Here is a 12,864-nt window from a genome sequence, read left to right as displayed (position 1 = left end):
GCAAGGGATCAACGTCATGAAAAAAACATACCCGCGTATTGTTGTCACTGTTCTGGCCGTTATCAGTGCTATCAGTGTTTCCGGTTGTGACAGCAAGGAAGATGCTGGCGTGAAAGCGATAGCCAGGTTTAAGGACCTGACTCCACCACCGTTCAGCAAGGTTGTCTCGCATAAATCCGATATTGCCCGGGAATGGGTAAAGAAGGATGCCTTTGGTACACCGCAATATACGGTGATGAAAACCCGCCAGTCACCGGAAGGCTGTGAGTCAGGCAATTATTACTACATTGCTGACATGCAGCAGAAAACAGTACAACCACTGATGGCAGCCCTGTGCCTTGCGGACAATATCACCCTGAGTTTCAGGATTGAAACCGACAGCTATACGGGTGAAAAATCGGTGGTGTATTCGCACGATGGCAAGGAAATGGGAAAACTCTATCTGCCGGAGAATCAGGAGAAAAATCCATGAAGAAGCTGAAAGGCGTTATCTCAGTTTTCGCTCTGAGTCTTTGTCTGCTGTCACCGGCTCAGGCCGAAGAACAGCGTTACATCAGTATCCGCAACACAGACATGGTCTGGGTGCCAGGCAATGTCTGCGTCTGGCAGTTTCGCCTGGACAACGGCGGAAGTGGTGAAGGATTCGGGCCTTTGACACTTTCCCTGCGTCTGAAAGATAAAGGGGGGAACACGCTGGCGATGGGGAATATGGCAGTGGCTGCATTTGGCGACAGCGATGCCACTCGCTCTCAGGAAGCCTCGCTGGAGAACGAATGCGTGGAAAACGTCAGTTCCGTCGAAATCATGAAGGCAACGGAAGCCTCTGATGGTTACCAGACTGACCTGCCGCTGTCAGTGTTTGATCCGCAGTATTATCACCCACTACCGGTGTCGGTTGCCGGAGGTAAGACATCCTGATGCCATCATTACTCGTCCGTTTCAGCCCCTGTCGCTTATGCCACAGGGGCTTTTTGTTTTAAGGAGCCAGTATGACTGAACTTACTGAATTACCTGAGGGGCCATTTACGCGTCAGCAGGCAGAGGTGGTTGCGTCTCAATATACCAGTGTTGCTATAGAGGATTAGCAAGGGGACACATTTCCGTCTGGTTATCCGTCATGAGTGTCGCATGGTCTGGCGAGCCTGGAACTTTGAGTCGGATGCCGGTTACTGGCTGAACCGGTATATCACTCGTGATGGCATCCGCAAATTTCCTGCATAACCACCACCAGCACATCATCGATATAAACAAAGTCAGGCCACACCTCCTTCGGGAAGTGTGGCCTTTTGTCTTTTTACCCACTGCATAAGGAGTTACCCATGCGATTAGCCAGCCGCTTTGGCCGTATAAACCAGATACGTCGTGACCGGCCTCTGACCCACGAAGAGCTGATGAGTCATGTTCCCAGCGTGTTCGGGAGTGACAAGCATGAATCTCGTTCAGACCGTTATACCTACATCCCGACCATCACCATCCTCGAAAGCCTGCAGCGTGAAGGCTTTGAGCCGTTCTTTGCCTGCCAGACAAAGGTTCGCGACCAGAGCAAGAGGGAGCACACCAAACACATGCTTCGCCTGCGTCGTGCCGGTCAACTTACCGGCCATCAGGTGCCGGAAATCATTCTACTTAACAGCCATGACGGCTCATCAAGCTACCAGATGCTGCCGGGGTTATTTCGCGGCGTCTGTACCAATGGCCTGGTCTGCGGTCAGTCATTCGGAGAAGTGCGGGTACCGCATAAAGGGAATGTTGTTGAGAAGGTGATTGAAGGGGCTTACGAAGTGCTCGGTGTGTTTGACCGGGTGGAGGAGAAGCGTGATGCAATGCAGTCTCTGGCGTTACCAGCCCCGGCCCGTCACGCGCTGGCAAATGCCGCACTGAAGTATCGATTTGGTGAGGAGCACCAGCCGGTCACGGTATCGCAGTTGCTGACCCCACGTCGCCGGGAGGACTACAGCGATGACCTGTGGACCGTATACCAGCGCGTGCAGGAGAACCTGATGAAAGGTGGATTGTCGGGGCGAACCGCTCAGGGGAAAAGCAGCCGCACCCGTGCTGTTACCGGTATTGATGGCGATGTGAAGCTTAATCGCGCCCTGTGGGTTATGGCAGAAAACATGCTCGATTTTTTCGGGCGTTAAACAACAGTTCCGGCATAAGGAGATAGTTTAATGAATACACAAAATCATCAGTTTGCGGAGCATACCGCAATTACTGCCTCGGTGGTCCCTGACGAGTTACGCATCGGCTTCTGGTCGCAGTACTTCGGCAGCATACCGCAGTGGATAATCCTTGAACCCACCGTTTTCGCGTGGATGGACCGCTTCTGCACGGACTACAGCGGCGGCATCTGGAATTTTTACACGCTGAGCAACGGCGGCGCGTTTATGGCCCCGGAAGTGGAGAACGATGAACTCTGGTCGCTGTTTAACACGATGAACGGCAACGGCGGTGACATGAGTGCCGAAGCTGCAGGGATTGCGGTCTGTCTGATGGCTTACAGCCACCATGCCTGCCGTACCGAATGCGACGCCATGACGGAGCACTACTACCGCCTGCGGGACTTCGCGCTCAACCACGCGGAATGCAACGCCATCATGCACATCATCGACTGAGGTCAGCCGCTATGGAGCAACAGTTACCGTTGTTTGCCCGTGAATTAGCCCTTGCCGACCAGCAGACAGTCTGGAAAGCCTTATCTCTGCTGGAGTGCCAGCTACGTGAAACCGGCGCATCATTTACTTCCAGCCATGCCGTCCGCGACTGGCTGCGCCTGCAGCTCGCGTCACTGGAGCGGGAAGAGTTTACCGCGCTCTTTCTCGATAACCAGCATCGCCTGATAGCCCACGAAACGCTATTTACCGGCACCATCAACCATACGCAGGTCCATCCCCGCGAAGTGGTGAAGGCCGGTCTGAAGCATAACTGCGCCGCTGTTATTGTCGCCCATAGCCATCCCTCCGGGGAGGCTGAACCCAGCAAGGCAGACCGTCAGGTCACTACGCGTATTCAGCAGGCGCTGGACCTGGTTGATATCCGCCTGCTGGACCACCTGGTGGTCGGCGGCATGGAGATCACCTCGTTTGCAGATCGTGGCTGGCTGTAGCACAACAGGAGAATAACCCAATGAAAATTATCAGTAAACGTCAGGCGATGGCGATATACCGCCAGTATCCGCAGTCCCGGTTGTTTCCCTTCTGCACGGGTAAATACAAATGGTCTGGCAGCATCTGCCACTACGCCGGACAGGAGGTTCAGGATATCAGCGGTGTGCTCGCGGTCTTCGCTGAACGCCGTCAGAGCCGCAACGGCCCCTATGTCGTATTACGCAGCGTCACGCTGAATTAACACACGTTTAAGGAAGGCTAAAATTGTCGAATGAAATACCGACAGTAAACCACGATATCACTGAACCCTGGTGGGGGCTTAAACGCAGTATCACGCCCTGTTTTGGCGCACGGCTGGTACAGGCGGGCAACCGTCTGCATTATCTCGCTGACCGGGCCAACATCACCGGACAGTTCAGCGACGCTGATTTACGGTATCTCGACCAGGCATTTCCACTGCTGCTCAAACAGCTTGAACTGATGCTCACCAGCGGTGAACTCAATCCCTGCCATCAGCACTGTGTCACGCTCTATGCAAAAGGGCTGACCTGCGAGGCCGACTCCCTCGGCTCGCATGGTTACGTATACCTGGCGATTTATCCGACACCAGCGGCAACCGCATAAAGCTTCTTACTACTTACCCTCGTTTTACCCATCAACAAAGAGATCCCACTATGCAAACCCAACCACTATCCTCAACTCAGGAGGCTACACCACGCCCGTCACCGGTGGAGATCTGGCAACGGCTTCTGAGCCACCTGTTGGATCGTCACTACGGTCTGACACTCAACGACACTCCGTTCGGCAACGATGGCGTGATTCAGGAGCATATCGACGCCGGTATCTCACTGTGCGACGCGGTGAATTTTATCGTGGAGAAATACGATCTGGTACGAACCGACCGTCGCGGTTTTAACGCAGAAACACAGTCGCCTCTTCTCAGCAGTATCGATATTCTCCGCGCCCGCAAAGCCACCGGACTGATGACCCGAAACGATTACAGAACGGTGACCGACATCACCACCGGTAAATACCGGGAGGTGCAGCCATGAAGCTGTCCCTGACGGTAGAAGCCGATACCCTCAACGTACTGGCTCTGAATGCGGGCCGGATCGCCGTGGATATTGATGGCATTGAACTAGCTGCGCTGATTGATGTGGTCTGTGATAACGGGTATTCCCTGCGTGTTGCTGACGAGCCCAGAAAGCTGGTTGTTGAAGATCCGCTGCCACCCCTCGCGCGCGTTAATGGCATCCAGTGCAGCACCGCGCATATCACGGCGGAAGACAATGCTCTGCTGTTTACCCTTGCACACCAGCATGAAGACTTTGGCGAGTCGGAATGGATTAGCTATACCGGCTCGGGTTATCTGCTCTACCTTGGCGCATGGTCGTTTCCGGTCTTGCATCTCAAACGTCTCGGCCTGTCGAAAGCATGCCGCCGGTTAGTGGTGACGCTTATCCGTCGCTACGCCGTTGGCATTGTTCATCTGGATGCCTTTGGCGAAGTGCTGCCGGGCTTTGCCACCTTCGACTGGTAACCCCACCTCAATCACCGCAAGGTTTTCACATGCCGGAATTGACCACTGAAACCGCTCTCGATATTTTGATTCGCTGGCTGCAGGACAACATCGATTGCGGCAGCGAGATTATCTTCGACAACGACGAAGACAGGACGGATTCGACAGCGCTGCTGCCATGGATTGAAAAGGCGCTTAAAGATGTCAGTGACCTCCGTCATCTTCAACTTCTGCAAGACGCAAAGACGAAATAACCCACCATTTCACACACTACCTGCATATGCGCCAGCCCGTAAACCGGCTGGTGTTGTGCATTTATGGAGTCCCTGAATATGAGCACAATTGAACCTGAGGTATTAACCGATCACACTGATGTTATTTGCTCCACCAGCATTGAGCGCATTGTTACCGGACGTAATGCAGCGTTGAGCCTGACAGAAATCCTTATCCATCAGCTTAGTGATATTTCTACACTAACCGACAGTATTGGCGGGGGCAAATCGAATGAATGGGGAGTGCGGCAATACCGTTACGACTGCTGGCTGATGGAGAAACCTGAAACCGCGATGAAGGCGATCACCCACAATATTGATCGTGGTATCTGGAAAGACCTGATGAAGAAATCGGGGATGCTAAGCCTGATGGATGCTCAGGCCCGTGATGAGTGGTACAAAAACCTTGAAGGGGAGGATATTCCGGCTGTTAGCGAAGCCAACATTCTGAGCACATTTGAGCAACTGCATCAGAGCAAAGGTGAGGTGTTTGAGCGAGGAGTAATCAATGTATTTAAGGGGCTATCCTGGAACTATAAGACCAATAGTCCCTGCAAATTTGGCACAAAAATCATTGTTACGGGACTAGTCAAATGTGACAGATGGGGATTTGGGCTGAACTGGGGCTGGCAACGGGATCGGTTAGCCGACCTTGAGCGCATGCTGATGCTCCTTGATGGTCAGCCCATTCCCGACAACCGCGCCGACGTCACACGTCGTCTTAGTGATCATATTCATACAAACCGACACAGTAATCGTTACGAGGATGAGATGTTTGCAATCAAGTATTTTCAGAAAGGAACCGCGCACATCAACTTTAAGCGGCCTGAACTGCTCGATAAACTGAATGACATCATTGCCCGGCACTATCCGGGAGCGCTGTCAGCGAGATGAAGAGCGCTGAGAGGCAATTCCTTACCTGACCCATTACCTGACCCAAATCACATCCAAAGAAAAAGGAGTCAGACGATTTCTCATCTAACTCCTTGTTTTATTTGGTGGCCCCTGTTGGGTTTGAACCAACGACCAAGCGATTATGAGTCGCCTGCTCTAACCACTGAGCTAAGGGGCCGTGGCGGTGAATTATAAAGTAACTCCGGCGTGCAATCCAGCCATAACCGTACGTATGCTGTTTTATTAAACAACGTATTTTCAATCCGTTATACTTTTCTTACGATGTTATGTAGTGGAGTCGTTATGGTTAAGGACATTTTAGCGCCAGGGTTGCGGGTCGTGTTCTGCGGCATCAATCCGGGGCTTTCTTCTGCCGGGACGGGATTTCCGTTTGCACATCCGGCGAACCGTTTCTGGAAGGTGATTCATCAGGCCGGTTTTACCGAGCGCCAGCTCAAACCCGAAGAGGCAGAACACCTGCTGGATTTTCGCTGCGGTGTCACCAAACTGGTTGACAGGCCAACGGTGCAGGCCAATGAAGTCTCGCGTCAGGAGTTGCACGACGGTGGACGTAGCCTGATTGTCAAAATTGAGCAGTACCAACCGCATGCCCTGGCGATTCTGGGTAAGCAGGCATTTGAGCAAGGCTTCAGCCAGCGCGGCGTACAGTGGGGAAAACAGAGCATAACCATTGGCGCAACGCAGGTGTGGGTGTTGCCGAATACCAGCGGGTTGAGCCGCATTACGCTGGATAAACTGGTGGAAGCATTCAGGGAACTGGATGAAGCGCTGATCGTGCGCGGAATGTAAAAAAAACGCCACCGAAAGGTGGCGTTTGTTGTTTGTGCGACGGGATTAGTCGTCCAGGAAGCTACGCAGCACTTCAGAACGGCTCGGGTGACGCAGTTTACGCAGCGCCTTCGCTTCGATCTGACGAATACGTTCGCGGGTAACGTCAAACTGTTTACCCACTTCTTCCAGCGTGTGGTCGGTGTTCATATCGATACCGAAACGCATACGCAGGACTTTCGCTTCACGCGCGGTCAGGCCAGCCAGCACGTCATGCGTTGCCGCACGCAGGCTCTCGGTTGTGGCAGAATCCAGCGGTAGCTCGAGGGTGGTATCCTCGATGAAATCACCCAGATGCGAATCTTCATCGTCACCAATCGGGGTTTCCATGGAGATCGGCTCTTTGGCGATCTTCAGCACTTTACGGATCTTGTCTTCCGGCATCAGCATACGTTCAGCCAGCTCTTCCGGCGTCGGCTCGCGACCCATCTCTTGCAGCATCTGGCGGGAGATACGGTTGAGTTTGTTGATGGTCTCAATCATATGCACCGGAATACGGATGGTGCGCGCCTGATCCGCGATAGAGCGGGTGATCGCCTGACGGATCCACCAGGTTGCATAGGTGGAGAACTTGTAACCACGACGGTATTCAAACTTATCGACCGCTTTCATCAGACCGATGTTGCCTTCCTGAATCAGATCCAGGAACTGCAGACCACGGTTGGTGTATTTCTTGGCGATAGAGATAACCAGACGTAAGTTTGCTTCAACCATCTCTTTCTTCGCACGACGCGCTTTCGCTTCGCCAATGGACATGCGACGGTTGATGTCTTTGACCTGCTCGATGGTCAGGCCGGTTTCTTCTTCAATCTGACGCAGTTTCTGCAGACCACGGTGAACGTCATCGGCCACATCATGCAGTTTTTCGGACCACGGCTTGTTCATCGCGATAGCCGCATTGAACCAGGTTTCGCTGGTTTCATTGCCGGTGAACAGGGTGATGAAGTTCTTCTTCGGCATTTTGCACTGCTCAACGCAGAGCTTCATGATCAGACGTTCCTGGGTACGAACCCTGTCCATCATGACGCGCATGCTGTTCACAAGGTAGTCAAACTGCTTTGGTACCAGACGGAACTGCTTGAATACTTCAGACAGCTTCAGGATCTCAGTCTGGGCATCGGCGTGGCTACGACCTTTCGCTTTGATGGTGTCACGCGTGACTTCGTACTGCGTACGCAGTTCGCCGAACTTCTCGCGCGCCAGCTCAGGATCGATGCTGTTGTCGTCATCGCTGCTGTCGTCGTCGCTGTCTTCTTCGTCTTCGTCCTCATCGTCATCCATGTCTTCCTGAGATAACTCAGATCCGACGTGAGTGGCGGTAGGGGCCAGATCTTCTTCCGCGTTTGGATCGACAAAACCGGTGATCAGATCGGACAGACGGGCTTCTTCAGCTTCAACGCGATCGTACTGCTCAAGCAGATAGGTAATAGCTTCTGGATATTCGGCAACGGAGCACTGAACCTGGTTGATCCCGTCTTCGATGCGTTTCGCAATATCGATTTCGCCTTCGCGGGTCAACAGTTCAACGGTACCCATTTCACGCATGTACATGCGAACCGGGTCAGTGGTACGACCGATTTCAGACTCTACGCTGGACAGAACTTGCGCAGCCGCTTCTTCCGCGTCTTCGTCGGTACTGGTGGTGTTTTCAGCAAGCAGCAGATCATCGGCATCCGGTGCTTCTTCCATCACCTGAATACCCATGTCGTTGATCATTTGGATGATATCTTCAATTTGATCTGAATCGACGATATCTTCCGGCAGATGGTCATTGACCTCGGCATAGGTCAGATAGCCTTGCTCCTTACCACGGGTGACAAGAAGCTTCAGCTGTGACTGCGGGTTTTGCTCCATAAGACGGTATCCACACTTAATTCGTTTGATTAGAGTCAGCAAGCCGTTGCTGCCAACATTTAAAGCGAGGGCGTACTTATATTTGTGGCCGCTGCCTCTCAGTGCGGCTGTCGGGGGCTTCCCGATCGCTATTCGGCACTTAAGCCGTTAAATACTTTTGTCTGTTTCAATTCATTTCTTCGCCAGTTCCTGGTTCAGTGTCCAGAGCTCCCGGCGTTCTTCGCTGCTTAAACCGTGTGTGCGCTCGCGGGCGATTAGCTCTTCCTGGCGCAGCTCAAGCATCGAATCAAACATATGGTTGAGTGAGTCGGTGAAGGTTTTTTCAGCAATATCCTTATCTGCTATATCGTCCCACGTCGACAATTTTTCAAGGGTGGCCGCATCATTTGTGCCACGATAGTGTTCTAAAAGCTGTCCGGTGGTTAGCCCTGGCTGGGACAAACAAGTGTTGACCAGTTCTGCGAATAAGCCAAGTCCAGGCAGCTTATTCTGGTCCAGGCCGCTTAACGGGGGCACCAGCGGCGCCAGTTCCGGATTTTGCACCAGCAGTCCTATCAGTATACGCATGGTCGTGCGTTTTAGCTGCGGAGCGGGTCGGGAAGTCCCACTTTCGGACAATTTTGGCATTAATCGTTCAAGCTGGCTGTCATCCAGAATGCCAAGCTTGTTGCCCAATTCCTGTCGCAGATAAATGCGTAACGTTTCACCCGGTACCTGAGTGATGAGCGGTAGCGCCAGCGTACTCAACTGCGCTCGACCGTCCGGTGTGCTCAGGTCCACCTGCGGCAGCAGGCTATTAAACAAAAACGCGGAGAGCGGCAGGGCCTGCTCCATCCGGGCTTCGAATGCCGCTTTCCCCTCTTTACGCACCAGCGTATCGGGGTCTTCGCCATCAGGTAAAAACATAAAGCGTAGCTGACGACCATCCGTCATGTACGGCAGTGCGGTTTCCAGCGCGCGCCAGGCGGCGTCTCGTCCTGCACGGTCACCGTCATAACAGCAAATAACGTTGTTCGTGGCGCGGAACAGGAGCTGAATATGATCGGCGGTGGTTGAGGTGCCCAGCGAAGCCACGGCATAGTTAATACCATACTGCGCCAGCGCCACCACATCCATATAGCCTTCCACCACTAACAAACGTTGCGGATCGGCGTTATCCTGCTGCGCTTCATAAAGGCCATACAGTTGGCGGCCCTTATGGAAAATATCGGTTTCCGGGGAGTTGAGGTACTTCGGTAGAGCATCACCCAGCACACGACCGCCAAAACCTATCACCCGACCACGCTTATCGCGGATGGGGAACATCACCCGTTCGCGGAAGCGATCGTAACTGCGTCCCTGATCGTTGGTGACCAACATACCCGCATCCACCAGTGACTGGCGATTTTCGCTATTGCCGCCAAACCGTTTCAGGACGTTGTCCCAACCGGGGGGCGCAAAGCCAATAGCAAAACGCGCGATCACTTCACTACTGAGTCCTCGCTTTTCCAGATACTGGCGCGCAGGGGTAGCGGCGGGTTGCATCAGAGATTGCTGATAAAACGTGTTCAGGCCATCCATCAGTTGATACAGGCTTTGCCGTTGATGGCGCTCTATCTGACTGGGGCCTGTGCCTGCTTCAAACGGGACGTCAAGGTTATGCATAGCCGCCAGTTCTTCGACGGTTTCCACGAACTCGAGCTTGTCGTAGTTCATCAGGAAGTCGATAGCGTTGCCGTGCGCGCCGCATCCAAAGCAGTGATAAAACTGTTTTTCACCGTTTACGGTGAAAGAGGGGGTCTTTTCGTTATGGAACGGACAACACGCGTGATAATTTTTGCCCTGTTTTTTCAGCTTTACCCGCGCGTCGATGAGATCGACGATGTCGGTTCTTGCCAGCAGGTCATTGATAAATACGCGTGGGATTCGTCCAGCCATATGCCCCGTTTATTTTTTATGACTCATATACACAAAATCATTCAGGTTGCATCAAGGCGGCAAGAGAGCGAATCCTCAGGAGCGTACATCAGTACGTGACTGGGGTGAGCGAGCGCAGCCAACGCAGAGGCAGCTTGAATGATGACGTGTATAAACGAAAATAAGCCGCGCATTCCTTTCGGAAGCACGGCCTTACAACTACAACTCGGTCTGAATCGAGAGCCTCAGCCCCCGACAGAGATTAGTACAGACGAGTGCGGCGTGCGTTTTCGCGAGCCAGTTTCTTCGCGTGACGTTTCACAGCAGAAGCTTTGGCGCGTTTGCGTTCGGTAGTCGGTTTTTCATAGAACTCACGACGACGAACTTCCGCCAGAACGCCTGCTTTCTCGCAGGAACGCTTGAAGCGACGCAGTGCTACGTCGAACGGCTCGTTTTCACGTACTTTAATTACCGGCATGTAACTCTCACCTTTGATAAATTCGGTTTGCCGCTGGCATCAGCGCCAGCTTATTTCAAAATGGTGCGGAATTTTACTGCAATTGCTGCTGCTTTGTAAAGCACCGATGCGATTTTGAAAGGGACTTTTATAAGGGGGAAGAGTATACACGAAATCGGGAGTGAGGGTATACATCTACCCGCATTCGACCTACACTGCGCGGTAATAACGTGAGGTAGAAACAAGTCATGCGTGTACTGGGAATTGAAACATCCTGCGATGAAACCGGCATCGCCATTTACGACGACGAAAAAGGTCTGTTAGCCAACCAATTGTATAGTCAGGTGAAATTACATGCTGACTACGGCGGGGTCGTGCCTGAACTGGCCTCCCGCGATCATGTCCGCAAAACGGTGCCGCTGATTCAGGCGGCGCTGAAAGAGGCGGGACTGAGTGCGAAAGAGATTGATGCGGTGGCGTATACCGCAGGACCGGGTCTGGTTGGCGCGCTGCTCGTCGGCGCAACCGTCGGTCGTTCGCTGGCGTTTGCATGGAATGTGCCCGCTATCCCTGTACATCATATGGAAGGGCATCTGCTGGCACCGATGCTGGAAGATAACCCGCCAGAATTCCCCTTTGTGGCGCTGTTGGTATCGGGGGGACATACCCAGCTTATCAGCGTGACGGGCGTTGGGCAGTATGCGTTGCTCGGTGAATCGATTGACGACGCTGCCGGTGAAGCGTTCGATAAAACCGCCAAGCTGCTGGGACTCGACTACCCTGGCGGCCCGATGCTGTCGAAAATGGCGTCGCAGGGCACCGCCGGACGTTTTGTTTTCCCGCGGCCCATGACCGATCGTCCGGGGCTGGATTTCAGCTTCTCCGGGTTGAAAACCTTTGCGGCGAATACGATTCGTAATAACGGCGATGATGATCAAACTCGTGCCGATATCGCCCGGGCGTTTGAAGACGCGGTGGTGGATACGCTAATGATCAAGTGCAAGCGGGCGCTGGATCAGACCGGCTTTACGCGTCTGGTGATGGCGGGCGGCGTCAGCGCCAACCGTACGCTGCGGGCGAAGCTGGCGGAGATGATGCAAAAACGTCGTGGCGACGTGTTCTATGCCCGTCCGGAATTTTGTACCGACAACGGGGCGATGATAGCTTATGCCGGTATGGTGCGCTTTAAAGCGGGGGCCACGGCGGATCTCGGCGTGACCGTACGACCGCGCTGGCCGCTGGCGGAGCTGCCTGCGGCATAAGCGCTTTCTGTCCTGCCCGGTGGCGCTGCGCTTACCGGGCCTGCGAATCTATTCTCTGCGTTTACCGGATCGACAAGACCGTAGGCCGGGTCAGGCGAAGCCGCCACCCGGCAATACACCGCATACACCCGCACTACACCCGCAGCATTCCTCTGTCTTCCAGAAACGCAATAATTGTCGCCAGACCGTCACCCGATTTTAAATTGGTAAACGTCCACGGGCGCTCGCCACGCATACGCAGCGTGTCGCGTTCCATGACCTCCAGCGACGCGCCTACATAGGGAGCGAGATCGGTTTTGTTGATCACCAGGAAATCCGATTTGGTGATCCCCGGTCCGCCTTTTCGCGGGATCTTTTCCCCTTCGGCCACGTCGATCACGTAGATAGTGAGATCCGCCAGTTCCGGGCTGAAGGTGGCGCTCAGGTTGTCGCCGCCGCTCTCAACAAAAATCAGATCCAGATTGCCGAATTTTTCGCTTAACGCGTCCACCGCGGCCAGATTCATCGAGGCATCTTCGCGGATGGCGGTGTGCGGACAGCCGCCGGTTTCCACACCGACAATGCGTTCCGGTGCCAGCGCGCCAGCTTCGGTGAGAATGCGCTGATCCTCTTTGGTGTAGATATCGTTGGTGACCACCGCCAGTTGCCAGCGGTCGCGCATCGCTTTGCATAGCGCTTCCAGCAGGGCGGTTTTACCGGAACCCACCGGGCCGCCTACGCCAACGCGCAGGGGATGTTTGTACTCACTCATTGT

Annotated in this window: 17 protein-coding genes, 1 tRNA gene and 1 pseudogene; 14 read left to right on the top strand and 5 right to left on the bottom strand. The window is 53.7% G+C overall.

The window, feature by feature from the left end; translation table 11 throughout:
* Positions 1-16 precede the first annotated feature (16 nt).
* From QQZ17_RS10405 to QQZ17_RS10350, 12 genes and pseudogenes are all read left to right on the top strand, one after another.
* Positions 17-472, top strand: coding sequence for a YfjS/YafY family lipoprotein (locus tag QQZ17_RS10405; protein WP_000754598.1), 456 nt, complete (start codon positions 17-19; stop codon positions 470-472).
* Positions 469-918, top strand: coding sequence for an IrmA family protein (locus tag QQZ17_RS10400; protein WP_032669197.1), 450 nt, complete (start codon positions 469-471; stop codon positions 916-918). The genes QQZ17_RS10405 and QQZ17_RS10400 overlap by 4 nt, the downstream gene beginning before the upstream one ends.
* Positions 919-989: 71 nt before the next feature.
* Positions 990-1,221, top strand: a pseudogene (locus QQZ17_RS10395) (DUF905 domain-containing protein).
* Positions 1,222-1,319: 98 nt separating this feature from the next.
* Positions 1,320-2,141, top strand: coding sequence for a DUF932 domain-containing protein (locus tag QQZ17_RS10390; protein WP_032669198.1), 822 nt, complete (start codon positions 1,320-1,322; stop codon positions 2,139-2,141).
* Between the two features lie 30 nt (positions 2,142-2,171).
* Complete coding sequence (locus QQZ17_RS10385) at positions 2,172-2,615, top strand: antirestriction protein (RefSeq protein WP_032669199.1); 444 nt, start codon at positions 2,172-2,174, stop codon at positions 2,613-2,615.
* Between the two features lie 11 nt (positions 2,616-2,626).
* A complete protein-coding gene (radC, locus tag QQZ17_RS10380) occupies positions 2,627-3,106 on the top strand; it encodes a RadC family protein (RefSeq protein WP_032669200.1) in 480 nt (159 codons plus the stop codon).
* 20 nt (positions 3,107-3,126) lie between these two features.
* Positions 3,127-3,348 (top strand): DUF987 domain-containing protein, encoded by a 222-nt coding sequence (locus QQZ17_RS10375; RefSeq protein ID WP_023567997.1) that lies wholly within the window; start codon positions 3,127-3,129, stop codon positions 3,346-3,348.
* A gap of 23 nt (positions 3,349-3,371) precedes the next feature.
* Positions 3,372-3,731: a type IV toxin-antitoxin system YeeU family antitoxin gene (locus tag QQZ17_RS10370; RefSeq protein ID WP_023567998.1), complete on the top strand. Its 360-nt coding sequence runs from the start codon at positions 3,372-3,374 to the stop codon at positions 3,729-3,731.
* Between the two features lie 50 nt (positions 3,732-3,781).
* Positions 3,782-4,159, top strand: coding sequence for a TA system toxin CbtA family protein (locus QQZ17_RS10365; RefSeq protein ID WP_032669201.1), 378 nt, complete (start codon positions 3,782-3,784; stop codon positions 4,157-4,159).
* On the top strand, positions 4,156-4,647 hold the full coding sequence (locus tag QQZ17_RS10360; RefSeq protein ID WP_032672023.1) for a DUF5983 family protein: 492 nt from the start codon (positions 4,156-4,158) through the stop codon (positions 4,645-4,647). The genes QQZ17_RS10365 and QQZ17_RS10360 overlap by 4 nt, the downstream gene beginning before the upstream one ends.
* A 29-nt stretch (positions 4,648-4,676) precedes the next feature.
* Complete coding sequence (locus QQZ17_RS10355) at positions 4,677-4,880, top strand: DUF957 domain-containing protein (protein ID WP_032669203.1); 204 nt, start codon at positions 4,677-4,679, stop codon at positions 4,878-4,880.
* Between the two features lie 78 nt (positions 4,881-4,958).
* A complete protein-coding gene (locus QQZ17_RS10350; protein ID WP_221929605.1) occupies positions 4,959-5,792 on the top strand; it encodes a DUF4942 domain-containing protein in 834 nt (277 codons plus the stop codon).
* Between the two features lie 102 nt (positions 5,793-5,894).
* On the opposite strand, the gene QQZ17_RS10345 is transcribed toward QQZ17_RS10350, so the two are convergent.
* A tRNA-Ile gene (locus QQZ17_RS10345) sits at positions 5,895-5,970 on the bottom strand.
* A 125-nt stretch (positions 5,971-6,095) separates the two neighbouring features.
* On the opposite strand from QQZ17_RS10345, the gene mug reads away from it, so the two are divergent.
* Positions 6,096-6,602 (top strand): G/U mismatch-specific DNA glycosylase, encoded by a 507-nt coding sequence (gene mug / locus QQZ17_RS10340; protein ID WP_152406074.1) that lies wholly within the window; start codon positions 6,096-6,098, stop codon positions 6,600-6,602.
* 45 nt (positions 6,603-6,647) lie between these two features.
* Here the strand turns inward: mug and rpoD are convergent, their stop codons facing one another.
* From rpoD to rpsU, 3 genes are all read right to left on the bottom strand, one after another.
* Complete coding sequence (rpoD, locus tag QQZ17_RS10335) at positions 6,648-8,495, bottom strand: RNA polymerase sigma factor RpoD (protein ID WP_046495899.1); 1,848 nt, start codon at positions 8,493-8,495, stop codon at positions 6,648-6,650.
* 171 nt (positions 8,496-8,666) lie between these two features.
* Positions 8,667-10,412 (bottom strand): DNA primase, encoded by a 1,746-nt coding sequence (gene dnaG, locus QQZ17_RS10330; RefSeq protein WP_152406073.1) that lies wholly within the window; start codon positions 10,410-10,412, stop codon positions 8,667-8,669.
* A gap of 241 nt (positions 10,413-10,653) precedes the next feature.
* Complete coding sequence (rpsU, locus tag QQZ17_RS10325) at positions 10,654-10,869, bottom strand: 30S ribosomal protein S21 (protein WP_001144069.1); 216 nt, start codon at positions 10,867-10,869, stop codon at positions 10,654-10,656.
* A gap of 227 nt (positions 10,870-11,096) precedes the next feature.
* Here rpsU and tsaD point away from each other — a divergent pair, with 227 nt between their 5' ends.
* Positions 11,097-12,110 (top strand): tRNA (adenosine(37)-N6)-threonylcarbamoyltransferase complex transferase subunit TsaD, encoded by a 1,014-nt coding sequence (gene tsaD, locus QQZ17_RS10320; protein ID WP_042324318.1) that lies wholly within the window; start codon positions 11,097-11,099, stop codon positions 12,108-12,110.
* A gap of 133 nt (positions 12,111-12,243) precedes the next feature.
* On the opposite strand, the gene ureG is transcribed toward tsaD, so the two are convergent.
* Positions 12,244-12,861: an urease accessory protein UreG gene (gene ureG, locus QQZ17_RS10315; RefSeq protein WP_152406072.1), complete on the bottom strand. Its 618-nt coding sequence runs from the start codon at positions 12,859-12,861 to the stop codon at positions 12,244-12,246.
* Positions 12,862-12,864: the final 3 nt, after the last annotated feature.

This window comes from Citrobacter sp. T1.2D-1 (genome assembly GCF_950098555.1).
GTDB classification, from domain to species: domain Bacteria; phylum Pseudomonadota; class Gammaproteobacteria; order Enterobacterales; family Enterobacteriaceae; genus Citrobacter_A; species Citrobacter_A telavivensis.
The sequence above is the reverse complement of the archived record's forward strand: the minus strand, read 5'-3'. Positions and strand labels throughout refer to the sequence as shown.